This is a genomic window from Streptomyces sp. JN8 (genome assembly GCF_055808075.1).
The window spans coordinates 3,187,798-3,211,104 of the sequence record NZ_CM147852.1; the positions used below are offsets into that span (position 1 = coordinate 3,187,798).

The following is a 23,307-nucleotide window of genomic DNA, read 5'->3' on the forward strand; positions in this document are numbered from 1 at the left end:
GGGACGGGGACGCCCCCGGGTCCGGCCGCGGACCGGGTGCGGACCGGCCGCGGACCGGGCGCATGGCGGCCGGCCGTCCGGTGCAGGGTGAAAGGGGCGGTCGCCCTCGGGCGACCGCCCCCTCGTGTCACGCGTGGTGTTCCGGTGGGGTCGGGGTCAGAACTGGAGGCCCCAGGCGTCGATCTTGCCGGTGTCGGCGTTCGCGTTGTCCGTGACCCGGAGCTTCCACGTGCCGTTGGCGACCTCCGAGGAGGCGTTCACGGTGTAGGTGGTGTTGATGTTGTCCGTGCTGCCGCCGGTGCCGAAGGCCTTCAGCGTGTACGCCGAGCCGTCGGGGGCGATCAGCTGGACCTGGAGGTCGCCGATGTAGGTGTGGACGATGTTCACCGGCACCTGGAGCGCGGCGGGGGCGTTGCCGCTGACGCCGCTGACGGTGACCGGGGACTCGACGGTCGCGTTGTCGGCGATGGCGTAGTCGGCGGTGTTCTCGAACTTCGGGCCGGGCGGGGTGGTGGTGCCGCCGCCGACGTAGAGCAGGCGGTTCGGGGAGCCGGAGCCCGGGTTGGTGACGACGTTCGGGGTGGCGGCGGTCGTCAGGGCCGTGGAGACCTGGGCCGGGGTGGCCGTCGGGTTGCCGGCCAGGTAGACGGCCGCGGCGCCCGCGACGTGCGGGGTCGCCATCGACGTACCGGAGATGGTGTTGGTGGCGGAGTCGCTGGAGTTCCAGGACGAGGTGATGGAGGAGCCCGGGGCGAAGATGTCCAGGGCCGAACCGTAGTTGGAGAAGCTGGAGCGGGCGTCGGTGTTGGTGGTCGAGCCGACGGTGATGGCCTCGGCGACGCGGGCCGGCGAGTAGTTGGAGGCGTTGGCGTTGTCGTTGCCCGCGGCGACCGCGTACGTGACGCCGGAGGCGATCGAGTTGCGGACGGCCGTGTCGAGGGCGCTGTCGACGCCGCCGCCGAGGCTCATGTTGGCGACGGCGGGCTTCACGGCGTTCCGGGTGACCCAGTCGATGCCCGCGACGACCTGCGCGGTCGTGCCGGAGCCCTGGTTGTTGAGCACCCGGACGCCGACGATCTTCGCCTTCTTCGCGACGCCGTACGAGGTGCCCGCGACCGTGCCGGCGACGTGGGTGCCGTGCCCGTGGCCGTCCTGCGCGGTGTTGTCGTTGTCGATGGCGTCGTAGCCGTTCGAGGCGCGTCCGCCGAAGTCGCTGTGGGTGATGCGTACGCCGGTGTCGATGATGTACGCGGTGACGCCCTGGCCCGCGGAGTCCGGGTAGGTGTAGCTCTGGTTCAGCGGCAGGGCCCGCTGGTCGATCCGGTCCAGGCCCCAGGACGGCGGGGACGGCTGCGTGCCGTCGACCGTGAAGACGCGGTTCTGGACGACGGAGGCCACGGCGGGGTCGGCCGCCAGCTTCCGCGCCTGCGCCTCGGAGAGCTCGACGGCGTAGCCGTTGATCGCCGAGGTGTACGTCCGCTCGATCTTCGCGCCGAACCGGGCGGCCACGGCACGGCCCTTGGCCGTCTCCGCCGGCGCAGACTCGTCGAGGGTGACGATGTAGCTGCCCGCGATCGTGCCTTCGGCCCCGGCGTTCTCGATGACGCCCTCGGGGGCGGCCGGCGCGGCGGCGGCCGGGAGGGCGGAGAGGGTGCCGAGGGTGAGGGCGGTGACGGCGACGGCCGCGGCGGTGGCGATTCGACGCCGTGATTCACGCATCACTGACATGTGAGGGGTCCTCCTCATTGGTGGTGCGTCGCTGTGGGGGATTAGCAGGGACATGACAAAGCGATATGGCTCCACACCGCCTCGTACATCCGGCTGCCGAGCGAAAGGTTGACTGATCCATAGGAATCCCACAAGAGCTGTCGGCACCCCGCAACACCCGCGCCACACGGCTGACATGCTGATCGTCATGACCTCCTACCTCTGCCCCCGCTGCCGTGTCGACTCGCCCACCGACGCCCTCACCTGGTGTTGTCCGAAGTGCCGTGGCCCGTGGGACCTGGAGTTCACCGGCGGCCCGGTTTCCCTCCCGTCACTCGCGTCACGACGAAATTCGTTGTGGCGTTACGAGGAGGCGCTGCCGCCGATGCCGTACGCGCCGGAGGTGACGCTCGGGGAGGGCCGCACCCCGCTCGTCCCCCTCCTCGAAGGGGAGGAGGGATCGGTTTCCGCCAAACTCGACTTCCTGATGCCGACCCTGTCGTTCAAGGACCGCGGCGCGGTGATGCTCGCCGCCCACGCCCTCCGCCTCGCCCGGAACGGCACCCTCCGCCGGATCGTCGCCGACAGCAGCGGGAACGCCGGTACGGCGATCGCCGCCTACGCGGCGCGGGCCGGCCTCGACGCCCTCGTGTACGTCCCCGAGGGCACCTCCCCCAAGAAGCTGGAGCAGATCCGGGCGCACGGCGCCCGGGTCGTCGAGGTGCCCGGCGACCGCGAGGCCACGGCCCGGGCCGCGCGGGCGGCCGCCGACGAGCCCGGCACCTTCTACGCCTCGCACGTCCACAACCCGTACTTCCTGCACGGCACCAAGACCTACGTCTACGAGCTGTGGGAGGAGCTCGGCGGCCGCCTCCCGGACACCGTCGTCGTCCCCGTCGGCAACGGCACCCTGCTGCTCGGCGCCGCCCTCGCGCTCGACGAGCTCCACCGCAACGGCCTCGTCGACCGCCTCCCGGCCCTCGTCGCCGTCCAGGCCGAGGCCGTCTCCCCGCTGGCCGCGGCCTTCCACGCGGGCGCCGACGAACTCCTCGGGCCGGCCCCCGCGCGCCCCACCCTCGCCGAGGGCATCGCGATCCCCGCGCCGCCCCGCGCCCACCAGATCCTGCGGGCGGTCCGGGCGACCGGCGGCACGTTCCTGACGGTGACGGAGGACCAGATCCGCTCGGCGCAGCGGGAGCTGGCCGGGCGCGGCCTCTTCGTCGAGTCCACCGGCGTGGCCTGCTGGGCGGCGGTCCGGGCCGCCGCGCGCAGGCCCGGACTCACCGTGGTGCCGCTGTGCGGGGCGGGCGCCAAGACCGGCCTGGCGCACTGACCGGCGGCCGGGCTCAGAACTCGTCGGCGCCGTTGCGGAGCTGCGGCGTCCAGTAGCCCGTCTTCGCGGCGGCCTCGGCGACGGCCAGGCCGCCCGCGGGGGCCTTGACGACGATGCTGCCCTCGGCCGGGCCCTCGGCGGCGAACAGGTTCACGTTGAAGCTCCGCACGACCTTGTTGTCCTCGTGGGTGCCGCCGAGCGAGACGCGCACGTTGGCGTACGCGGGCGCGCCGGGCTGCAGCACGACCGGGGCGGCCGGCCTGCTCTTCGCGACGGCCGGGACGTCCTTGGCCGTCTGGATCGGGCCGAAGGCGATCAGCGGGTACTGGAGCAGGGTGCAGGCGCTGCCGGAGGTGTTGGTGGCGGTGAGGACGATGTGCTCGGTCGGGACCTCGTCGGCCTTCGCCGCCGTGATCCGGATGTCGCCGTAGGCGCAGGCGGGCGCCTTGGCGGAGCTCGTACCGCCGGCCGAGGTGCCCTTCGACGACCCGGTGGATCCCGTGGACCCGGCCGTGGACGCCTTCGTACCGCTGCCGCCGGAGGTGCCGCCCGCCGTCGTGGAGGTGCCGCCGGCCGTCGTCGAGGTGCCGGCCGAACCCGAGCCGCTCTGCGCGGCGGTCTGGTCGGCGGTGCCGCCGGCCTCGGCCGTCCCCTGGTCGGCGGCGCCCGCCGTCTGCGAGGAGCTCGCGCTGCCCGCGTCCTTCGCGCCGGTGTCCGCGGCGCCGCCGCAGGCCGTCAGGCCGAGCGAGAGGGCGGTGACGGCGGCGGCGGCCAGGATGGTGGACGTGCGGTGGGTGCGCATGAAGGTTCTCCCCCGTGAAGCGGTCGATCGGTGCGGTACGCCGGGGCGAGGGCCCCGGCGGCGGCTCCGGGTACTCCGTGTACTCGGTGCTGCATCCAGCTTCCGGCCCCGCGCTGCCGTCCCGCTTGCGTGCCGCTAACGATCCGCTGACAGGCGCGAGAGACCCGCCGCAGCGCGCGCCGAACCCTCGGTGAAACCGGCCGCGTCGGATGCCGCGATCGCGCGTTCCAGCTGGTCGGCGGCCTCGTCGAGGCGGCCGACGGCGGCCAGCGCCTCGCCCTTGACGATCTGCAGCTGGGCCCGGACGACCACCGCGTCGGGGGCGACGAGTTCCGCGGCGCGAAGGGTGTGCGCGAGCGCCGCCTCGTAGTCGCCCGCCTTCATGCAGTGGCCCGCCAGGTGGTGGAGCGTGAGCACCTGGGTCGACGGATGGCCGGTGCGGTCGGCCAGGGAGACGGCGTGCACCATGAGCAGCCCGGCCCGCTCGTGCTCCCCCGTCGCGTCCAGGACGGCCGCGTGGTTGACGTGCGCGATGGCCTCGCTGATCGCGTCACCGGCCCGTGCGGCGAGCCCGGGCGCCTTCTCCAGGTGGACGAGCGCCTCGGCGTCCCGTCCCTCCTCGTGCAGGATCCAGCCGAGCAGCGCCCGGGTCCGCGACTGCGCGTCGAAGTCGCCCACGTGCTCCGCCGACGCGAGGCCGGCCTCCAGGAGGGGCGTCCAGCCGTCCCCGATCCGCAGGAGCATCAGCGGCCACTGCACCAGGGCGAGCCGCCAGGCCCGGTCGTGCAGGCCGAGGGCGGCTGCGGTGGCGACGGCGCCCTCCAGGGCGGCGCGCTCGGCCACGTACCAGTCGAGGGCCGCCGTACGGTCCTCGAACTCGCGGGTCGCGGCGGGCCGACGGGCGTCGGCGGGCAGCGAGTAGCAGGGCTGGGACCCGGGCTCGGCGGCGGCGTCGGCCGCGAGCCCCGTGTACAGGTAGTGGTCGAGGAGGCGGCGCAGGCCCTCGGGGTCGGCGTCCGCGGAGACGTGGCGGGCGTAGAGCCGGACCAGGTCGTGCGGCGTCCAGCGGCCGGGGACGGACTCGGTCAGCAGATGGGCGGCGGCGAGCCGGTCCAGGTCCGCGGAGGCCTGGCCCGGGGACGTGCCGACGAGCGCGCCGGCCGCGAACCGGTCCAGATCGGAGCCGGTGTGCAGGCCCGTCGCCCGGAACAGCCGGGCCGCGGACTCGGGCAGTTGCTGCACGGTCAGGCGCAGCGCCGCGGAGACGCCCCGGTCCTCGACGTCGAGGAGCATCAGCCGGCCCTGCTCGTCGGCGAGTTCGCCGACCATCTCGTCCAGCGTCCACCGGGGGCGCTCGGCGAGCCGCGCCGCGGTCACCCGCAGGGCGAGCGGGAGGCCGTCGCAGAGTCCGGCGAGCCGTGCGGCGGCGGCGGGTTCGGCGGCGACCCGCGTCTCGCCGAGGACGGTGGTGAGCAGGGCGGCGGAGTCGGCCGGGGGCAGGTGGCCGAGCGGTACCGGCCGGGCCGCGTCGGAGGCGATGAGGCCGCCGAGCCGGTCGCGGCTGGTGACCAGGGTGGTGCAGTGGTCGCCGCCCGGCAGCAGGGGTCTGACCTGCTCCGAGGAGCGGGCGTTGTCGAGCAGGACGAGGAGCCGGCGGCCGGCGGTCAGCGAGCGGAACAGGGCGCCGCGGGCCTCGACGGCCTCCGGGATCCGCTGCGGCTGCACGCCGAGCGCGAGCAGGAACTCCCGGAGGACGGCGGCGGTCTCGGGAGCCGGGGTGTCGCTGAAGCCGCGGAGGTCGGCGAAGATCCGCCCGTCGGGGAAGTCGTCCCGGCGCTCGTACGCCCAGTGCACCGCGAAGGCCGTCTTGCCGACGCCGGCGGGCCCGGTGACCAGGCAGACGGGCCCGTCGCCGCCCCGCACCGCGCGGTCGAGCGCGGCGAGTTCGGCACCGCGCCCGGTGAACCCGCGCGGCGCCCGCGGCAGCCCCTCCGGCGTCGGGGCGGCGGCGGGCACGACGGGCCGGGGCGCGGTAACGGGCGGCGCGGCCGAGCGGAGCAGGGTGGCGTACGCCTCGCTCAGCGTCTCGCCGGGGTCGACGCCCAGTTCCTCGGCGAGCAGCCGCCGGGTGCGGTGGTACCAGTCGATCGCGTCCGACTGCCGTCCGGAGCGGCCCAGGGCCAGCATCAGCGCGGCGGCGAGGGACTCCCGCAGCGGGTGGGCGACGGCCTCGGTGCGCAGCACGGCGGCGGCCCTGGCGTGCTCGCCGAGTTCCCCGTACGCCTCCGCCAGCGACTCCACGGAGGCCAGTCGCAGCTCTTCGAGCTCCCCGGCGGCGGCCTCCAGCGGGCGGCTGTGCACGGTGCCGGTGAGCGCGGGCCCCTGCCAGTACGACAGGGCCTCACGCAGCATCCGCACGGTGTCGGCGGGCCGCCGCTGCACCCCGGCGAGCGCGACGAGCTCCTCGAAGCGGTGCGCGTCCACCAGCGACTCCGGCATCCGCAGCACGTACGCCGAGCCCTGCGTGGCCAGTTCGACGCCGTACGCCTCCGCGCCGTGCTCGGCGAGCAGCGCCCGCAGCCGCGAGACGTGCCCCTGGAGCACGGTCTTGGCGTGGGTGGGCGGCTCCTCCTCCCAGAGCGCGTCGATCAGCCGGCCGACGTTCACCGCGGTGTTGGGACGCAGCAGCAGCATCGCGAGCAGGCTGGACCGCTTGGCGGGTCCCAGGGCCACGTCCCCGTCCTCCGTCACCAGCGCAACGGAGCCGAGCAGCCGGAACTCCACCAGTACACCTCCGCGACACGTCCCCCGATTTCCCAGCAGTCGAGGATACGTGGGGTGGAGGTGCCCGAAGTGACGTGGAGATCCCCGATCCCGCCCTCGTCGTCCGAATCCGCACCGGGTCCTCGGCGGGCTCCTCCCGCACCGGGTCCTCGGCGGGCTCCTCCGCGCCGCCGACGACCCGCGCCCGCAGCCGCTCGATCCGCCGAACGGCGTCCGCGCGCAGCACCGGGGTCTCGGCCGGCTTCGCGACCCCGCATCGTCCCCACGGCGATTCCGGCTGGAAGTATGCCGTCACGGGACGCCACCGCGGGCCGCCCGTCCCGAACCGTCCCCGGAGAGGTGATACCGATGCCGTCCCAGCACCCCGAGGAGACCGGCCACGGCCATGTGGTCGAGGGCTATGTGACGAGGACGTACGGCGGCCTCCCGCGCTATCTCGTACTGAACAGCGCGCGGTTCCTGAGCCCCCGGTGGTGGCACGCCACCCGCTTCACCCGGCACCTGCTGACCGACGCCGCCGCGATCACCGACGAGGAACTGGCAGCCCTCCTCGCGTACGAGTGGCGCTCGCGGCTCACCGCGGCCTGGCTGATCGGCGTCGACCGCCGCGAACGGTTCCGTGACCGTGTCGGCGACCTGCTCCTGGCGAGCGAGGTCTGCTACTCCGGCGGCGCCTACTGCTTCGCCCTGGCCCGCTTCGGCACCCACGCCGACGCCGAGATCCTCACCGCCTACCTCGACCACTACCTCCCCCGCACGGACCTCCCCTACGACCAGCCTTCCGCCCTCGGCGCCCTCCTCCGCCTCGACGCCCACCTCGGCACCCACCACGCCGACCGCTTCACGGAGCCCGACGGCCTCTGGGACGAGTGGGTCAAGGGCGCACAGCGCCTCGGCCATCCCGGCCACACCCCCGCCGAAGCACACCGCTGGACGGACCTCCAGTGCGACTTCGCGAACGGCTGGAGGCGGAGGTAGCGGCCCCCGGAACCGCGAAGAGCTGGTGGTCTGGGTCGTGCATGTGGGACACCGGTCCACCGTCTACGACACGTGACCGCACCTGGTCGCGGCCGGACACGCGTCACACCGGAGGTTCCCGCGCGCTTCGGACCCCGCAGGGACGCGAAAAGGCCGCCCGCCCTGCTGCGCAGCGGGGCGGGCGGCCTGTCGCCGGGCGGGTCAGACGTTGAAGCGGAACTCCACCACGTCGCCGTCCTGCATGACGTACTCCTTGCCCTCCATGCGGGCCTTGCCGGCCGAGCGGGCGTCGGCTACCGAGCCGGTCTCCACCAGGTCGGCGAAGGAGATGACCTCGGCCTTGATGAAGCCCTTCTGGAAGTCGGTGTGGATGACACCGGCCGCCTCGGGGGCCGTCGCGCCCTGCTTGATCGTCCAGGCGCGGGATTCCTTGGGGCCGGCCGTCAGGTAGGTCTGGAGGCCCAGGGTCGCGAAGCCCACGCGGGCGAGGGTCGCCAGGCCCGGCTCCTCGGCGCCGACCGACTGGAGGAGCTCCATGGCGTCCTCCTCGTCCAGCTCCGCCAGGTCCTGCTCCAGCTTCGCGTTCAGGAAGATCGCCTCGGCCGGGGCGACCAGGGCGCTCTGCTCCGCCTTGAACGCGTCGTCCGTCAGCTCGTCCTCGTCCACGTTGAAGACGTAGAGGAACGGCTTGGTGGTGAGCAGGTGCAGGTCGTGGAGGAGCTCCGCCTTCTCCGAGCCCTGCACGATGCCCTGCGAGAAGAGCGTGTCGCCCTTCTCCAGGATCGCCTGCGCGGCCTCGACCGCGGCGACCTTGGGCGCCGTGTCCTTCTTGATCCGCATCTCCTTCTGGAGGCGCGGCAGGACCTTCTCGATCGTCTGGAGGTCCGCGAGGATCAGCTCCGTGTTGATCGTCTCGATGTCGTCCTTCGGCGAGACCTTGCCGTCGACGTGCACGACGTTCTCGTCCTTGAAGGCGCGGATGACCTGGCAGATCGCGTCCGACTCGCGGATGTTCGCGAGGAACTTGTTGCCGAGGCCCTCGCCCTCGCTCGCGCCGCGGACGATGCCCGCGATGTCGACGAAGTCGACCGTGGCCGGGAGGATCCGCTGCGAGGAGAAGATCTCCGCGAGCTTGGTGAGCCGGGCGTCGGGGACGCCGACGACGCCGACGTTGGGCTCGATCGTGGCGAACGGGTAGTTGGCCGCCAGCACGTCGTTCTTGGTCAGGGCGTTGAACAGGGTCGACTTGCCGACATTCGGCAGACCGACGATTCCGATCGTGAGCGACACGGTGGCGACTTCCTGAAGTGTGGATGGTGGGCCGATCCCCCAGTTTACGGGCGGGCCGAACCGGCCAGTGACGCCGACCTTCGGTCGTTCTCGGGGGCAAGGTCACCCAAAGGGCGTGTCCCGGACCCGGTTCCCGCCCCTTCCCGACCTACGTTGGTGGAGTGGAGCAGCACAGGACAAGTCAGCCGCAAGGCCGCCGACGGCCGCAAACCCCCGTCACGCCGCCCGTCGCCCCGCCCGCCGCGCTCGTGGAGGGCGCGGCCGTGTACCGGGTGACCGGCCGGACCCGGCGGGGCCCCGACGGTCCCCGCGTCCAGCGCGCCGGGGCGCCCGGCGCAGCTGCCGGGCAGCCCTCGGGCCGGCCCGTGCCGCCCGTCGTCCTCGCGCTGCGGCGCCTGCCCCAGCCGCGGCTGACCGGCCTCGGCGCCGGGCTCTTCGCCTCCGCCGTCATGCTGACGCTCGGCTTCCTCGACCGCCTGCTCCTCGACGGCTCCCCCGTCGTCTACGGGCTGCTGTTCCTGCCGGTCAGCGCCCTGACCGCGCTCTGGGTCCGGACCGCCGACCTGGTCACCGCCCCCATCTGCGTCCCCATCGCCTTCGCCGTCGGCGTCGTCCCCATCGCGGGCGGCACGGGCGGTTTCGGCGGCCAGGCGATGGCCGTCGTGACCGCCCTCGCCGTCCACGCCGGCTGGCTGTACGGCGGGACCCTCGTCGCGGGGCTCATCGCCAGCGTGCGGAAGGTGCGGGAGATGGGCCGCCGCCAGCACCAGGTCCGGTCCTCGGGCTCCTCGGCCGGGCCGACCGCCGGAGGCTCCGGGACCCCGGCGGGTGCCGGTGAGGCGCCCGGCCCCGGCGGACGCACCCCCGGCTCGGGCCGGACTCCGCGCCGCCGCCCCGTCGCCTAGGGGGACACCACCTGCCCGGCCCGCGGGCCGGGGAGTCGGGGACCAGGGACCAGGGGGCCAGAAGCCGGGGGCCGGGGCCAAGGACGGGGAGACCCGTACGCCGAGTTCTTCGGCACTCCCTCACCAGGCCGTACACAGGTGACGGGGCCCGTCCCCTACGCCGTGCCCGCCGCCATCCCCGCCCCCACGATGCCCGCGTTGTTCTGGAGTTCCGCCGGGACGATCTCCGCCCTGACGCCCTCGATCAGCGGCAGGAACCTGTCCGCCTTGCGGCTCACCCCGCCGCCGATGATGAAGAGCTCCGGCGAGAACAGCATCTCCACGTGCGCCAGGTACTTCCGTACGCGCTTCGCCCAGTGCTCCCAGCTGAGGTCCTCGTCCTCCTTGGCCTTCGTCGACGCCCGCGTCTCCGCGTCGTGGCCCTTGAGCTCCAGGTGGCCCAGCTCGGTGTTCGGCACGAGGCGGCCGTCGACGAAGAGGGCCGAGCCGATGCCCGTGCCGAGGGTCAGCATGATGACGGTGCCCTTGCGTCCGCGGCCGGCGCCGAAGGTCATCTCGGCGACGCCCGCCGCGTCGGCGTCGTTCAGGACGGTCACCGGGAGGCCGCCGAGGCGCTCGCTCAGGAGGGTGCCCGCGTCCACGTCGATCCACGACTTGTCGACGTTCGCCGCCGTGCGGATCGTCGAGCCGGTGACCACGCCCGGGAAGGTCACTCCCACCGGTCCCGTCCAGCCGAAGTGCTCCACGACCTCCGCGACGCACCCCGCCACACCGTCGGGTGTGGCGGGGTGCGGGGTCAGTACCTTGTGGCGCTCCTCGGTGAGCGCGCCCCGTTCCAGGTCCACGGGGGCGCCCTTGATGCCCGAACCGCCGATGTCCACTCCGAAGACGTTCATGGAATCCACGGTACGGGCTGGGGTGCCCGGTTACTCCTTGGCGGACGCGGCGGGCTCGGCGGGCTCGCCCGCGCCGAGCCTCTCGGCCACGGCCCGCAGGTCCTTGTTGCGGAGCTCCTTGGGCAGCGAGAAGGTCAGGGACTCGTCGGCCGTCTTGACGATCTCCACGTCGGCGTAGCCGCGCTCGGCGAGCCACTCCAGGACCTCCTGCACGAGGACGTCCGGGACGGAGGCGCCGGAGGAGAGGCCGACGCTGGTGACGCCCTCCAGCCAGGCCTCGTCGATCTCGCTGGCGAAGTCGACCAGGTAGGCGGCGGGGACGCCGGCCTGCTTGGCGACCTCGACCATGCGGATCGAGTTCGAGGAGTTCTTCGAGCCGACGACGATGACGAGCTCGGCCTGGCCGGCCAGCTCCTTGATCGCGATCTGGCGGTTCTGCGTGGCGTAGCAGATGTCGTCCGAGGGCGGGGAGATCAGCTGCGGGAACTTCTCCTTCAGCGCGTCGACCGTCTCCATCGTCTCGTCGACCGAGAGCGTGGTCTGGGAGAGCCAGACGACGCGGGACGGGTCACGGACCTCGATCTTGGCGACGTCGCCGGGCCCGTCGACCAGCTGGATGTGGTCGGGGGCCTCGCCGGAGGTGCCGATGACCTCCTCGTGGCCCTCGTGGCCGATGAGGAGGATGTCGAAGTCCTCGTTGGCGAAGCGGACGGCTTCCTTGTGGACCTTGGTGACCAGCGGGCAGGTGGCGTCGATGGTCGCGAGCCGGCCCTGGCGGGCCTCCTCGTGGACGGTCGGGGCGACGCCGTGCGCGGAGAACATCACGATGTTGCCCGGCGGCACCTCGGTCGCCTGGTCGACGAAGACGGCGCCCTTCCGCTCCAGGGTCTGGACGACGTACTTGTTGTGGACGATCTCGTGCCGGACGTAGATCGGGGCCCCGTACTGCTCCAGGGCCTTCTCCACCGCGATCACGGCACGGTCCACGCCCGCGCAGTAGCCGCGGGGAGCGGCGAGCAGGACACGCTTCGGGCGGTTCGTCGCGGAGGCGGAATCGGGCGTCGACGCGGGCGTTGCAGTCATGCGTCCCATCGTAAGGCCGCGTCGGTGAGCGGTTTGATCGGCGGCGTGGCCGAAACTGTCGCCATGGCCGAGGAATCGCAGGTGGCGGCGCGCGGGGAAGACACGGAACACACGGGACTTCGACGGAACCTCGGGTTCCGGGACCTCGTCGTCTACGGACTGCTCTTCATCGCCCCCATGGCGCCCGTCGGCGTCTTCGGCACGCTGGACGCGAAGTCCGGCGGCGCGGTCGCGCTCGTGTACGTCGTGGCCACGGTCGCCATGGCGTTCACGGCCTTCAGCTACGCGCAGATGGTCCGGGTCGCGCCCCAGGCCGGGTCCGTCTTCACGTACGCGCGCAAGGGCCTCGGCGAGGGGCCGGGGTTCATCGCCGGCTGGATGGCGATGCTCGACTACCTGCTGATCCCGGCGGTCGCCTACCTCTTCGCGGGCATCGCGATGGAGGCGCTGGTCCCGGAGGTCGACCGGTGGGTGTGGACCGGGATCGCCGTCGTCCTCACGACGCTGCTCAACCTCTGGGGCGTACGGGCGGCGGCCCGGGTCGGCTTCGCCGTGCTCGCGATGGAGATCGTCGTCCTGCTCGTCTTCGTCGTCTCGGCGATCGTGGCGCTCGCGGAGGACGGGGCGCGGCGGGACTGGTGGTCGCCGGTGACCGGCGACCTGTCGTTCTCCCTGGCCGCGGTGATCGGCGCGGTGTCCGTGGCCGTCCTGTCGTACCTGGGCTTCGACGCGATCGCCTCCTTCGCCGAGGAGGTCACGGGCGGTTCGGCGAAGGTGGCGCGGGCGCTGATGTTCTGCCTGGCCCTCGCGGGTGTCCTGTTCATCGCGCAGACCTGGCTGGTGGCGCTGCTCGAACCGGTCTCCTCGGCCGAGCTCGCGGCCGATCCGGGGAAGCAGGGGTCGGCCTTCTACGACGCCGTCGAGAGCGGGGTGGGCGGTTGGCTGCACGACCTCGTGGCCGTGTCGAAGGCGATCGGCGCGGCGTTCGCCGCGCTCGCGGGGCAGGCGGCGGGCGGCCGGCTCCTCTTCGCGATGGGCCGCGACCGGCGCCTGCCGCACCTGCTCGCCCGGACGGACGGGGGCGTGCCGCGGGTGGCGCTCCTGGTGTCGGCGACGGTGACGATGATCGCGGCGGTGTGGGCGGCGCGCCGGGACGACGGTCTCGACCACCTGGTGTCGGTGGTCGACGTGGGCGCGCTGACGGCCTTCGTCCTGCTGCACGCGAGCGTGGTGGGCTGGTTCGCGGTACGGCGGGCGGAGGGGCCGCCGCACTGGCTGAAGCACGTCGTGCTGCCCGTGGTCGGTGCCGCGATCCTGGTCGCGGTCATCGTGGAGGCCTCGGTGGAGGCGCAGGTGGTGGGTGTCGTGTGGCTGGGCGTGGGCCTGGTCGTCCTGGCGGTCCAGGGAGCCACGAGGACCCCGGCGGGACGCTGAGCGGCGAGCGGAAGGGCCCTGGTGCGGGGGGCCTCGGCAGGCCTCGGGCGGGACCGATGGCCGGGATCGCCGAACGGTCTCGTCGTGCCGAGACGCCGCGGCGGGACGACGGAGAGCCGTCCGGAAGCCCGCCCGCCCCACGCCGGACGCCCGACGGCGACGCCGTGGCGGGCCGCCGGAGGACCCTCCGGAAGCCCACCGCCCCCCCCCTGGCCGCGGGGCCGACCGCGGCCCGTCCGGTCGCCCTCGGGCCGGGCTCCCGGCTCGCGGCGGCGTACGCGCACCCCTGACGTTGTCGTACCGCGCGGTTACGCTCGGTCCATGGCTCTGACTACGTCCGCCGAAGCACCGCTTCCCGTCGGTGAGGTCTCCCGCCTGATCGGGGGCTGGATCGACCGGCTGGGGGCGATCTGGGTCGAGGGGCAGATCACGCAGCTGTCCCGGCGTCCCGGCGCCGGGGTCGTCTTCCTGACCCTGCGCGACCCGTCGCACGACATCTCCATCGGCGTCACCTGCTACCGGCAGGTCTTCGACGCCGTCGCGGACATCGTCTCGGAGGGCGCGCGGGTCGTCGTGCGCGCCAAGCCCGAGTGGTACGCGCCGCGCGGCCAGCTGTCGCTGCGGGCGGCCGAGATCAAGCCCGTCGGGATCGGCGAGCTGCTCGCCCGCCTGGAGCAGCTCAAGCGGAGCCTGGCCTCCGAGGGCCTGTTCGCGCTCGACCGGAAGAAGCCGCTGCCGTTCCTGCCGCACCGCATCGGGCTGGTCTGCGGCCGCGCCTCGGCCGCGGAGCGGGACGTCCTGGAGAACGCGCGCCGACGCTGGCCCGCCGTCGCCTTCGAGGTGCGGAACGTGGCGGTGCAGGGCGTGAAGGCCGTCCCGCAGGTCGTCCAGGCGGTGAAGGAGCTCGACGCGCACGCGGACGTCGACGTGATCATCGTCGCCCGCGGCGGCGGCAGCGTGGAGGACCTGCTGCCGTTCTCGGACGAGCAGCTCGTCCGCGCCGTCGCCGACTGCCGTACGCCGGTGGTCTCGGCCATCGGGCACGAGCCCGACTCCCCGCTCCTCGACCTGGTGGCCGATCTCCGCGCCTCGACGCCGACGGACGCGGCCAAGAAGGTCGTCCCGGACGTCGGCGAGGAGCTGGACCGGGTGCGGGGGCTGCGGGACCGCGCCCTGCGGACCGTACGGGGGCTGCTCGACCGGGAGGAGCGCGGTCTCGCGCACGCCCTCGCCCGGCCCGTGATGGAGCATCCGCAGCGCATGGTCGAGGTCCGCGGGGACGAGGTCGCCGCGCTGCTCGCCCGCAGCCGCCGGGTCCTCGGGCACCTGCTGGACCGGGCGGACTCCGAGCTGTCGCACACCCGGGCGCGGGTCAGGGCGCTCTCGCCGGCCGCGACGATGGAGCGGGGGTACGCGGTGCTCCAGCGGGCGGACGGATCGGTGGTCCGCTCCCCCGAGGAGGTCGCGGCCGACGAGGAGCTGCGGGCCCGCGTCGCGGAGGGCGAGTTCGCGGTGCGGCGCCTGGCCGACCCGGCCTGAGCGGGGCCGGCGGTCCGCCCGGGGCCGCCGCCCGGGGGCACGACGGGAGGCGGGAGCCCGCGGGACGGGCGACCCGCACGGCTCGCGGGGTCCCCCGGCACCCGGACGACACCGATCGCGCCCATCGCGCCGATCACGCAGGACGTACGGAACACGCGGAACACGCGGAACACGCAGGATTCGAGAGAACCGGTCACGGAGGGTGGAGCGGCACATGGCAGCGGGAACGGACGAGGCGGCGCTCGGTTACGAGCAGGCGCGGGACGAGCTGATCGAGGTCGTCCGGCGGCTCGAAGCGGGCGGAACGTCCCTGGAGGAGTCCCTCGCGCTCTGGGAGCGCGGCGAGGAGCTGGCGAAGGTCTGCCGGCGCCGGCTGGAGGGCGCGCGGGCCCGGCTGGACGCCTCGCTGGCGGCCGAGCGGGCGGCCGAGGAGGCGGAGGGCGCCCCGGGCGGCGACGAGGACGAGTAGCCCGCCGCCTGCCGCGGCCGGCCGCCCGCGCCGCCGGTCCGCACCCGCCGATCGGGACCGCCGGCCCGCGGCGGCCCGGCGGGAGGCGTAGACTGCGAGTGAAGCGGATCACTATCCGGATGGATTGGTTGAACTTTCACCAATCTTCGGCGTACTGTCGGGACATCGCTTGATTCCCCTACGAGCGAGCCCCCTTTGCAGTCCGGAAGGTACGCAGCATGTCTCTCGTTCTCGACGCCGCCGCTCAGGATCTCCTTTTCCGCGAGGCCCGCACCGCCAACACGTTCACCGACGAGCCGGTGACCGACGAGCAGGTCCAGGCGATCTACGACCTGGTGAAGTACGGCCCGACCGCCTTCAACCAGACCCCGCTGCGCATCACCCTGGTCCGCTCCCCCGAGGCCCGCGAGCGCCTGGTCAAGCACATGGCCGAGGGCAACCGCCCCAAGACCGCCACGGCCCCGCTCGTCGCGATCCTCTCCGCCGACAACGAGTTCCACGAGGACCTCCCGGCCCTGCTCCCGCACTTCCCGCAGGCCAAGGACATGTTCTTCGCCGAGCGTCCGGTCCGCGAGCAGTCCGCCGTCCTGAACGCCGCCCTCCAGGCCGCGTACTTCATCGTGGGCGTCCGCGCCGCCGGTCTGGCCGCGGGCCCGATGACCGGCCTGGACTTCGCCGGCGTCCAGAAGGAGTTCCTGGACGACGACCACACCCCGCTGATGGTCGTCAACATCGGCAAGCCGGGCGAGGACGCCTGGTTCCCGCGCTCCCCGCGCCTCTCCTTCGACGAGGTCATCACCACCGTCTGAGCCCGGAGGCCGCACAGGGAAGGCCCCGCACTCCACGAGTGCGGGGCCTTCCCTGCGTTCTCCACGGGGCACGGTCCCGTCCGGACCGGCGCGTCCGACCCCGGCTCCGGCCTCGGCTCCGGCCTCGACTTCGGCCCCGGCTCCGGCCTCGGCTCCGGACCGGTGCGCTCAGACCTTCTTCGACTGCAGCGAGGCCGCCATCTCCGTGAGGCGCTCGAACGACGCCGTGCCGGTCACCACCGTCGTCGCCCCGCCGTCCACGCGGACGAGCGCGTCGTACTTCGGGCCCTCCCAGCGCTGCCACACCTGGCCGGCCACCGTCTCCGTCCTCCCGGTGTCCTTGGCCCGCTGGGTGACGTCCGGCACGAAGGTCTTCGGCGCCGCCGTCGACTGGTGGATCGCCACGTACTGGGTGTCCGGCGAGAGGAAACCGAGCTGCCAGGCGTCGGAGTTCTCGCGCTTGTACGAGACGACCGTCGCCTTCCAGCCCTCGCCGAGGCCCTCGGGGGCGAGCACCGGGTACGGTGCCGCCCGCTGAGCCGTCAGGAGCTCGACCCGGTAGTCCTTCGCCTTGACCGGTTCGGCGCTCTCATCATGCGGAATGAAGAGATACATCACTCCCGCGGCGACCAAGATCACCCCGAGGGACTGGATCATCCCGCGTACCGTCTGCCTGCCTCGCATACCTGCCACGCGCACCATGGTCGCATCAAGGGTCCGTGCTCATACGTGGGCCCCTCTGCTCATTTTGTCGACGTACCGATAGAGTCGCAGCACCCTCCCTTAACCGGCCGTCGCCGTACAGAAAGGTGCGTTCCGATGACCGAGCAGCAGAATCTGCCGCCCGAGCTCGTGGTCTCCCCCGAGGCTCCCGACCGCAACCTCGCCCTTGAGCTGGTCCGCGTCACCGAGGCCGCCGCCATGGCCGCCGGCCGCTGGGTCGGCCGCGGCGACAAGATCGGCGCGGACGGCGCGGCGGTCAACGCCATGCGCACCCTGATCTCCACCGTCTCGATGAACGGCGTGGTCGTCATCGGCGAGGGCGAGAAGGACGAGGCGCCCATGCTCTTCAACGGCGAGCGGGTCGGCGACGGCACCGGCGCCGAGGTCGACATCGCCGTCGACCCGATCGACGGCACCACGCTGAACGCCAAGGGCATGCCGAACGCGATCGCCGTCCTGGCCGCCGCCGACCGCGGCGCCATGTTCGACCCGTCCGCGGTCTTCTACATGGACAAGCTGGTCACCGGCCCCGAGGCCGCCGACTTCGTCGACATCAACGCCCCCGTCTCGGTCAACATCCGCCGGGTCGCCAAGGCGAAGAACTCCTCGCCCGAGGACATCACGGTCGTGATCCTGGACCGCCCCCGTCACGAGGGCATCGTCAAGGAGATCCGCGAGACCGGCGCCCGCATCAAGTTCATCTCGGACGGCGACGTCGCCGGTTCGATCATGGCTGTCCGCGAGGGCACCGGCGTCGACATGCTCATGGGCATCGGCGGCACCCCGGAGGGCATCATCTCCGCCTGCGCCATCAAGTGCCTCGGCGGTGTCATCCAGGGCAAGCTGTGGCCGAAGGACGACGCGGAGCGCCAGAAGGCGCTCGACGCGGGCCACGACCTCGACCGGGTGCTCTCCACGAACGACCTGGTCGGCGGCGACAACGTCTTCTTCGTCGCGACCGGCATCACCGACGGCGAGCTGCTCCGCGGGGTGCGCTACCGCGCGGAGACCGCGACCACGCAGTCGCTCGTCATGCGCTCGAAGTCCGGCACGATCCGCCAGATCGACTCCACGCACCGGCTCTCGAAGCTGCGCGCCTACAGCAAGATCGACTTCGACCGGGCGAAGTGACCGCCGCCCCACCGGGGGCCGGCACGAAGAGGGGCGCCCCCATGTGCGGTGGGGGCGCCCCTTCCCGTACGGAACGACGGTGGTGCGGACCGGCGGGTGGACCCGCGCTCCCGTCGGGCGCGGAGGCCGTGCTCGCCGTCGGCCCGCCCGGGCGATGCGGTCGTGCTCGGCGCCGGTCGGCCGGGGTGCGCCCGGCCGTCAGCCCGCCTGGGCGATGCGGTCGGCCGCGGCCGCCTTGCGCAGCTCCACCTCGCGCCGCCGGCGGCGGGCCAGGGCGACGCGGCGCTCGGCCGCGGTGAGCCCGCCCCACACTCCGTACGGCTCGGGCTGGAGCAGTGCGTGCTCGCGGCACTCGACCATCACGGGACAGCGGCCGCAGACCCGCTTGGCCGCCGCTTCCCGGGCGAGCCGCGCGGCGGTCGGCTCCTTGGAGGGGGCGAAGAACAGCCCGGCCTCGTCCCGGCGGCACACCGCCTCCGCGTGCCATGGACCGGCCTCGTCCTCCCGTGCAGGGGCGCGCTGGGGGGGCACGGCGGCGACCTGGAGGGGCTGATGCGGCAGTTGCAGCACGGTCTACTCCTGACGACGGCTTCGCGAGCGAGCGGCGATGCACGAGCCCTACCCGCTGTGCGCGCGCCTATGCACTGCGTGCCCCGTCGTTCCCGCTCTCCGGAGACCCGAGGACGAATTCCGGTCACCCCGCGTCGGCGGGCCTCTCCACCGTCCGGTCACCCCGCGTCGGCGGGCCTCTCCGGTGCCCGGTCAGCCCTCGTCGGCGGGCCTCTCCGGCGCCCCGGTCGGGTCAGTGACCGAGGTGCTTGCGCATCCTGTCCTGGAGGTCGGTGATCCACTTTCCGCGCTTGGGCCTCGCCTCGACGTTCCCGAAGACCGAGTAGCCGTTGATGACGACGACCGGGGCCTGCGGGTCGACGCCCTCCAGGGTCACGACCTCGAAGTTGCCGAAGATCCCGCTGCCGTTGCCCCGCAGGCTGATGTTCTCCGGGACCCGCACCTCCACGTTGCCGAAGATCGACGTGGCGTTGATGGTGGTCAGCCGCTGCGCGAAGATCGCCTCGGTCAGGTCGATCTCGATGTTCCCGAAGAGCGCGAACGCGTTCGTCCGGCGACTCACCCGCCAGCGGCCCTTGCGGGTGGTGCTGGAGAAGATCGCGACGAGGTTCGCCGGGGGGCCGTCGACGTCGTCCGGGCCGTACCCGTAGTCCGGGGCCGGCTCCTGCCGGGTCCGGGCGCCCGGCAGGTCGCGGACGATCGGCTCCAACTCCCCGACGGTCTTCGCCCGGTACACCGAGTCGATCCGGTCCGAGTGCTCCTCGGCGTCGATCCGCCCCTCGGCCAGGGCGTCCCTGAGGATGTCCGCGATCCGGTCCCGGTCCGCGTCCGAGGCCCGCAGCGAGCCCTGCGGGTCGGCGAAGGCGGTCTCCGCGGGGGCGGGCTCGGCGGGTGCGGCCTGCCGCTGCGGCTCCGGCTGCTTTTCGGGTTCGGGCTTCTTTTCGAGGTCCACGCCGCCAGCCTAGCGAAACGCGATAGATCGCGACCAGAGGGCGGGGCCGCGACCTGTGGACGAAGGCCGCGAACCCGGCGGCGCGAAGGGCCGGTTGACGCCGCCCCCCGGCCACGCCGGGCGGGCCGCACCCGGCCCTTCGGCCACCGCCGGGCCGCCCGCCGGGCCGCCCTCCGAGGCGACACGGGTCCGCCGGCCCGCCCGCCGCCGGCCACGGCGGGACCGCCCCACCGCCCCGTCCGCCCGGGCTCCACGGGACCGCCCCACCGCCCCGCCCGCACCGTCCCCACCCCGCGGAAACGCGCCACTCCGGCGGGGTGCCCGCGCCAAGTGAGCCTTACCTCACAGGACCGCGCCGGGGCCCGCGTTCTACGCTGGAGGGCGCACTGCCAACGGAGGCGGTGCGCCGTCTTGCCGAGTGAGGAATGGCCCCCATGCCAGAGTTTGCGTACTCCGATCTGCTCCCCCTGGGAGAGGACACCACGCCCTACCGCCTGGTGACCTCCGAAGGTGTCTCCACCTTCGAGGCCGACGGCCGTACGTTCCTCAAGGTCGAGCCGGAGGCGCTGCGCACGCTGGCCGCCGAGGCGATCCACGACATCCAGCACTTCCTGCGCCCGGCCCACCTGGCCCAGCTGCGCCGGATCATCGACGACCCCGAGGCCTCGTCGAACGACAAGTTCGTCGCGCTCGACCTCCTCAAGAACGCGAACATCGCCGCCGCCGGCGTCCTGCCCATGTGCCAGGACACGGGCACCGCGATCGTCATGGGCAAGCGCGGCCAGAACGTGCTGACCTCCGGCCGCGACGAGGAGGCCCTGTCCAAGGGCATCTACGACGCGTACACCAAGCTCAACCTGCGGTACTCGCAGATGGCCCCGGTCACCATGTGGGAGGAGAAGAACACCGGCTCGAACCTGCCCGCGCAGATCGAGCTGTACGCGACCGACGGCGGCGCGTACAAGTTCCTCTTCATGGCCAAGGGCGGCGGCTCCGCCAACAAGTCCTTCCTCTACCAGGAGACGAAGGCGGTCCTCAACGAGGCCTCCATGATGAAGTTCCTGGAGGAGAAGATCCGCTCGCTCGGCACGGCCGCCTGCCCGCCGTACCACCTGGCGATCGTCGTCGGCGGCACCTCCGCCGAGTTCGCGCTGAAGACCGCGAAGTACGCCTCCGCGCACTACCTGGACGAGCTGCCCGCCGAGGGCGACGCCGTCACCGGCCACGGCTTCCGCGACAAGGAGCTGGAGGAGAAGGTCTTCGAGCTCACCCAGAAGATCGGCATCGGCGCCCAGTTCGGCGGCAAGTACTTCTGCCACGACGTGCGCGTCGTCCGCCTCCCCCGCCACGGCGCCTCGCTGCCCGTCGCGATCGCCGTGTCCTGCTCGGCCGACCGCCAGGCCGTCGCGAAGATCACCGCCGAGGGCGTCTTCCTGGAGCAGCTGGAGACCGACCCGGCGCGCTTCCTGCCGGAGACCGAGGACTCCCACCTGGACGAGGCCGGCGACGTCGTCACCATCGACCTCAACCAGCCGATGGACGACATCCTCGCCGAGCTGACCAAGTACCCGGTGAAGACCCGCCTCTCGCTCAACGGCCCGCTGGTCGTGGCGCGCGACATCGCGCACGCCAAGATCAAGGAGCGCCTGGACGCGGGCGAGGAGATGCCGCAGTACCTGAAGGACCACCCGGTGTACTACGCGGGCCCGGCGAAGACCCCCGAGGGCTACGCCTCCGGCTCCTTCGGCCCGACGACGGCCGGCCGGATGGACTCGTACGTGGAGCAGTTCCAGGCGGCGGGCGGCTCGAAGGTCATGCTGGCCAAGGGCAACCGCTCGCAGCAGGTCACGAACGCCTGCGGCAGCCACGGCGGCTTCTACCTCGGCTCGATCGGCGGCCCGGCGGCCCGGCTCGCCCAGGACTGCATCAAGAAGGTCGAGGTCGTCGAGTACGAGGAGCTCGGCATGGAGGCGGTCTGGAAGATCGAGGTCGAGGACTTCCCGGCGTTCATCGTGGTGGACGACAAGGGCAACGACTTCTTCCAGAACCCGGCCCCCGAGCCGACGTTCACCCACATCCCGGTGCGGGGTCCCGGCCTGGGCTGATCGGCCGGTCCTCGGCCGGTCCGCGGGGTCGCGGCCCCCGTCCCGCCCGTCGGCACGTGACGCGCCCCCCGGTCCTCGCGGACCGGGGGGCTTCGTCGTCCGCTCAGAAAGTCGCTACCGACCGGTAGCCATCTCGTTGCCTACTGTCCAGTATTGAGCGCGAGCATGCCAAAGTCCTGAGCTGGTCGACCAAGGAGCCCCCCATGCCGCTCACGCCCGTCCGCAGGCGCGCCGCCGCCGGAACCACCGCCACGCTCGCCCTGACCGCCCTCCTCGTCGTCGGCCCCGCGCCCGCCGCCTCCGCCTCCGACCCGGACGGCCACAGCACGTCGACCGCGGCCCTGAAGGACGTCGACTACACGACCTGGCGCCGTGACGTGGCGGCCGTGGTGGCGCAGGCACGCCCGTACATCCAGGAGCGCTCCGAGGACGCCGGCGAGGAGCGGCAGGCGATCGTCCTCGACATCGACAACAGCTCGCTGGAGACGGACTTCCACCCCTTCTGGGAGCTGCCGACCCCGGCCATCCCCGAGGTGCGGACCCTTGTCCGCGAGGCCCACGACCGCGGCGTCGACGTCTTCTTCGTCACCGCCCGCCCGGGGATCATCCACTCCCTCACCGACTGGAACCTCAAGCAGGCCGGCTACCCGGTCGACGGACTGTACGTGCGCTCGATCCCCGACCTGTTCGCCGAGGTCGGCGCGTACAAGACGGCGCAGCGCGCCAAGATCGAGGCCAAGGGCTACACGATCATCGCGAACATCGGCAACAACACCACCGACCTGGTCGGCGGCCACGCCGAGCGCACCTACAAGCTCCCGGACTACGGCGGCAAGCTCTCCTGACCCGACGGTCGCCGCCGCCCGCCGGACGGGACGCCCCGGCGGGCGGCGGCGGTCCGTCCCGGCGGCGCGGCGGCCGGGACGCCCGGGCGCGGCCGCCGGCGGGTGACGCCGCCTCACCTCGGGCGGTCCGGCCCCGGGTACGCCCGTCCGGGGGCCTCCGGCCCGCCACTACCCTGACGCGCATGAGACATCCCGTCCGGACCCCGGCCTCGGCCGCCGCGACCCTGGCGGCGGCGCTGCTGCTCGCCGGCTGCGCCGACGCGGAGCCGATGCCCGAGATCGCCCAGGGCCCCCGCCCCAGCGCCGCACCCGCCACGAAGGCGCCCGCGGCCGCCCCGCCCCGGACCGTCGGCGGTCCCGGCTCCGCCTGCGCCCTGCCCGTCTCCTTCGCGCTGGCGGAGCAGTGGGCGCCGAAGGCGGTCGAGGCCCCCGAGGACCCGGAGTTCGCGGCGCTCACCCGGCAGGGACCGGCCACCGTGCGCTGCGAGGTGGACGCCAAGCCGGCCGGCCATGTGGGGTTCCTGCGGGTGTGGACCGCCGGAAAGGGGTCGGCCAGGGCCGCCCTCGAAGGATTCGTGGCGGCGGAGCGGGGCGCCTCCGCGGTCGCCTACCGGGAGAGCCGGTCCGGCGCGGGCCCCGTCACCGAGGTGACGTACACCGTCCGTGACGAGGCGGCGGGGGAGCCGAAGGAGGAGCGCGCCTTCGCCGTCCCGACGCCGAAGGGGACGGTGATCGTGCACCTCGGCGGGCTCGACACCGAGGAGCACCGGGCGATGCTCCCCGCCTACGAACTGGCCAGGACCACGCTCAAGCCCCTCTGATCCCGCCCCCGTCGCGCCGGGGCGGACGCGCCGGTGGGCCGGGGCGGAGGTGCCGTGGGGCCGGGGTCTGGGCGCCGGTGGGCCGGTCGGCGCGTACCCACGCCGCGGCCCCCGTCCGGGTCGGCGGACGG

General features: G+C 73.3%; 20 protein-coding genes. 11 read left to right on the forward strand and 9 right to left on the reverse strand.

The window, feature by feature from the left end; genetic code table 11:
- Positions 1-156: 156 nt before the first annotated feature.
- Positions 157-1,728, reverse strand: coding sequence for a S8 family peptidase (locus tag ACY0MR_RS13640; RefSeq protein WP_388793158.1), 1,572 nt, complete (start codon positions 1,726-1,728; stop codon positions 157-159).
- A 175-nt stretch (positions 1,729-1,903) separates the two neighbouring features.
- On the opposite strand from ACY0MR_RS13640, the gene ACY0MR_RS13645 reads away from it, so the two are divergent.
- Positions 1,904-3,040: a pyridoxal-phosphate dependent enzyme gene (locus ACY0MR_RS13645; RefSeq protein WP_403312218.1), complete on the forward strand. Its 1,137-nt coding sequence runs from the start codon at positions 1,904-1,906 to the stop codon at positions 3,038-3,040.
- Positions 3,041-3,053: 13 nt separating this feature from the next.
- On the opposite strand, the gene ACY0MR_RS13650 is transcribed toward ACY0MR_RS13645, so the two are convergent.
- Both ACY0MR_RS13650 and ACY0MR_RS13655 read right to left on the reverse strand, forming a co-directional pair.
- Positions 3,054-3,842, reverse strand: coding sequence for a DUF4232 domain-containing protein (locus ACY0MR_RS13650; RefSeq protein WP_361854924.1), 789 nt, complete (start codon positions 3,840-3,842; stop codon positions 3,054-3,056).
- A 135-nt stretch (positions 3,843-3,977) separates the two neighbouring features.
- The gene (locus tag ACY0MR_RS13655; RefSeq protein ID WP_473560910.1) at positions 3,978-6,626 is read right to left on the reverse strand and encodes an AfsR/SARP family transcriptional regulator; all 2,649 of its coding nucleotides are present in this window, start codon (positions 6,624-6,626) and stop codon (positions 3,978-3,980) included.
- A 348-nt stretch (positions 6,627-6,974) separates the two neighbouring features.
- Here ACY0MR_RS13655 and ACY0MR_RS13660 point away from each other — a divergent pair, with 348 nt between their 5' ends.
- The gene (locus ACY0MR_RS13660; RefSeq protein WP_404079176.1) at positions 6,975-7,604 is read left to right on the forward strand and encodes a DUF6000 family protein; all 630 of its coding nucleotides are present in this window, start codon (positions 6,975-6,977) and stop codon (positions 7,602-7,604) included.
- Positions 7,605-7,805: 201 nt separating this feature from the next.
- Here the strand turns inward: ACY0MR_RS13660 and ychF are convergent, their stop codons facing one another.
- Positions 7,806-8,894 (reverse strand): redox-regulated ATPase YchF, encoded by a 1,089-nt coding sequence (gene ychF, locus ACY0MR_RS13665; protein ID WP_318209007.1) that lies wholly within the window; start codon positions 8,892-8,894, stop codon positions 7,806-7,808.
- Between the two features lie 365 nt (positions 8,895-9,259).
- Between ychF and ACY0MR_RS13670 the strand changes: the two genes are divergently transcribed.
- Entirely contained in the window at positions 9,260-9,799 is a 540-nt protein-coding gene (locus tag ACY0MR_RS13670) for a DUF6542 domain-containing protein (protein WP_388794087.1), read from the forward strand.
- 155 nt (positions 9,800-9,954) lie between these two features.
- Here ACY0MR_RS13670 and ppgK read toward each other — a convergent pair whose 3' ends face one another.
- The gene (gene ppgK, locus ACY0MR_RS13675) at positions 9,955-10,695 is read right to left on the reverse strand and encodes a polyphosphate--glucose phosphotransferase (protein WP_361854914.1); all 741 of its coding nucleotides are present in this window, start codon (positions 10,693-10,695) and stop codon (positions 9,955-9,957) included.
- A 30-nt stretch (positions 10,696-10,725) separates the two neighbouring features.
- Complete coding sequence (locus tag ACY0MR_RS13680; RefSeq protein WP_404079180.1) at positions 10,726-11,787, reverse strand: 4-hydroxy-3-methylbut-2-enyl diphosphate reductase; 1,062 nt, start codon at positions 11,785-11,787, stop codon at positions 10,726-10,728.
- Between the two features lie 54 nt (positions 11,788-11,841).
- Between ACY0MR_RS13680 and ACY0MR_RS13685 the strand changes: the two genes are divergently transcribed.
- The 4 genes from ACY0MR_RS13685 (at position 11,842) to ACY0MR_RS13700 (ending at position 16,029) form a co-directional block, all read left to right on the forward strand.
- Positions 11,842-13,212 (forward strand): APC family permease, encoded by a 1,371-nt coding sequence (locus ACY0MR_RS13685; protein WP_388794084.1) that lies wholly within the window; start codon positions 11,842-11,844, stop codon positions 13,210-13,212.
- Positions 13,213-13,533: 321 nt separating this feature from the next.
- Positions 13,534-14,751 (forward strand): exodeoxyribonuclease VII large subunit, encoded by a 1,218-nt coding sequence (xseA, locus tag ACY0MR_RS13690; protein WP_388793147.1) that lies wholly within the window; start codon positions 13,534-13,536, stop codon positions 14,749-14,751.
- Positions 14,752-14,965: 214 nt separating this feature from the next.
- Positions 14,966-15,220: an exodeoxyribonuclease VII small subunit gene (locus tag ACY0MR_RS13695; RefSeq protein WP_388793145.1), complete on the forward strand. Its 255-nt coding sequence runs from the start codon at positions 14,966-14,968 to the stop codon at positions 15,218-15,220.
- A gap of 218 nt (positions 15,221-15,438) precedes the next feature.
- On the forward strand, positions 15,439-16,029 hold the full coding sequence (locus tag ACY0MR_RS13700) for a malonic semialdehyde reductase (protein ID WP_388793143.1): 591 nt from the start codon (positions 15,439-15,441) through the stop codon (positions 16,027-16,029).
- A 168-nt stretch (positions 16,030-16,197) separates the two neighbouring features.
- Here ACY0MR_RS13700 and ACY0MR_RS13705 read toward each other — a convergent pair whose 3' ends face one another.
- The gene (locus ACY0MR_RS13705) at positions 16,198-16,731 is read right to left on the reverse strand and encodes a DUF4245 domain-containing protein (protein WP_404079183.1); all 534 of its coding nucleotides are present in this window, start codon (positions 16,729-16,731) and stop codon (positions 16,198-16,200) included.
- A 117-nt stretch (positions 16,732-16,848) separates the two neighbouring features.
- Between ACY0MR_RS13705 and glpX the strand changes: the two genes are divergently transcribed.
- Positions 16,849-17,883: a class II fructose-bisphosphatase gene (gene glpX / locus ACY0MR_RS13710; RefSeq protein WP_361854896.1), complete on the forward strand. Its 1,035-nt coding sequence runs from the start codon at positions 16,849-16,851 to the stop codon at positions 17,881-17,883.
- A 198-nt stretch (positions 17,884-18,081) separates the two neighbouring features.
- On the opposite strand, the gene ACY0MR_RS13715 is transcribed toward glpX, so the two are convergent.
- Positions 18,082-18,453: a WhiB family transcriptional regulator gene (locus ACY0MR_RS13715; protein ID WP_073909733.1), complete on the reverse strand. Its 372-nt coding sequence runs from the start codon at positions 18,451-18,453 to the stop codon at positions 18,082-18,084.
- Positions 18,454-18,685: 232 nt separating this feature from the next.
- Positions 18,686-19,405 carry a DUF1707 SHOCT-like domain-containing protein gene (locus ACY0MR_RS13720; RefSeq protein WP_388793139.1) on the reverse strand — a complete coding sequence of 240 codons (720 nt, stop codon included), beginning with the start codon at positions 19,403-19,405 and terminating at the stop codon, positions 18,686-18,688.
- 434 nt (positions 19,406-19,839) lie between these two features.
- Here ACY0MR_RS13720 and ACY0MR_RS13725 point away from each other — a divergent pair, with 434 nt between their 5' ends.
- The 3 genes from ACY0MR_RS13725 to ACY0MR_RS13735 all read left to right on the forward strand — a co-directional run bounded on the left by ACY0MR_RS13725 (position 19,840) and on the right by ACY0MR_RS13735 (position 23,176).
- Positions 19,840-21,510 carry a fumarate hydratase gene (locus ACY0MR_RS13725; RefSeq protein WP_361863197.1) on the forward strand — a complete coding sequence of 557 codons (1,671 nt, stop codon included), beginning with the start codon at positions 19,840-19,842 and terminating at the stop codon, positions 21,508-21,510.
- A gap of 203 nt (positions 21,511-21,713) precedes the next feature.
- On the forward strand, positions 21,714-22,355 hold the full coding sequence (locus ACY0MR_RS13730; RefSeq protein ID WP_361863194.1) for an HAD family acid phosphatase: 642 nt from the start codon (positions 21,714-21,716) through the stop codon (positions 22,353-22,355).
- Between the two features lie 182 nt (positions 22,356-22,537).
- Positions 22,538-23,176, forward strand: a complete 639-nt coding sequence (locus ACY0MR_RS13735) for a lipoprotein (protein ID WP_473560916.1) — start codon at positions 22,538-22,540, stop codon at positions 23,174-23,176.
- Positions 23,177-23,307 lie beyond the last annotated feature (131 nt).

Bases quoted from the DNA above. Each gene is read 5' to 3' on its own strand.
- ACY0MR_RS13640 (WP_388793158.1), bottom strand. From the start codon at position 1,728: ATGTCAGTGATGCGTGAATCACGGCGTCGAATCGCCACCGCCGCGGCC.
- ACY0MR_RS13645 (WP_403312218.1), top strand. From the start codon at position 1,904: ATGCTGATCGTCATGACCTCCTACCTCTGCCCCCGCTGCCGTGTCGAC.
- ACY0MR_RS13650 (WP_361854924.1), bottom strand. From the start codon at position 3,842: ATGCGCACCCACCGCACGTCCACCATCCTGGCCGCCGCCGCCGTCACC.
- ACY0MR_RS13660 (WP_404079176.1), top strand. From the start codon at position 6,975: ATGCCGTCCCAGCACCCCGAGGAGACCGGCCACGGCCATGTGGTCGAG.
- ppgK (WP_361854914.1), bottom strand. From the start codon at position 10,695: ATGAACGTCTTCGGAGTGGACATCGGCGGTTCGGGCATCAAGGGCGCC.
- ACY0MR_RS13680 (WP_404079180.1), bottom strand. From the start codon at position 11,787: ATGGGACGCATGACTGCAACGCCCGCGTCGACGCCCGATTCCGCCTCC.
- ACY0MR_RS13685 (WP_388794084.1), top strand. From the start codon at position 11,842: ATGGCCGAGGAATCGCAGGTGGCGGCGCGCGGGGAAGACACGGAACAC.
- xseA (WP_388793147.1), top strand. From the start codon at position 13,534: ATGGCTCTGACTACGTCCGCCGAAGCACCGCTTCCCGTCGGTGAGGTC.
- ACY0MR_RS13695 (WP_388793145.1), top strand. From the start codon at position 14,966: ATGGCAGCGGGAACGGACGAGGCGGCGCTCGGTTACGAGCAGGCGCGG.
- ACY0MR_RS13700 (WP_388793143.1), top strand. From the start codon at position 15,439: ATGTCTCTCGTTCTCGACGCCGCCGCTCAGGATCTCCTTTTCCGCGAG.
- ACY0MR_RS13705 (WP_404079183.1), bottom strand. From the start codon at position 16,731: ATGGTGCGCGTGGCAGGTATGCGAGGCAGGCAGACGGTACGCGGGATG.
- glpX (WP_361854896.1), top strand. From the start codon at position 16,849: ATGACCGAGCAGCAGAATCTGCCGCCCGAGCTCGTGGTCTCCCCCGAG.
- ACY0MR_RS13725 (WP_361863197.1), top strand. From the start codon at position 19,840: ATGCCAGAGTTTGCGTACTCCGATCTGCTCCCCCTGGGAGAGGACACC.
- ACY0MR_RS13730 (WP_361863194.1), top strand. From the start codon at position 21,714: ATGCCGCTCACGCCCGTCCGCAGGCGCGCCGCCGCCGGAACCACCGCC.
- ACY0MR_RS13735 (WP_473560916.1), top strand. From the start codon at position 22,538: ATGAGACATCCCGTCCGGACCCCGGCCTCGGCCGCCGCGACCCTGGCG.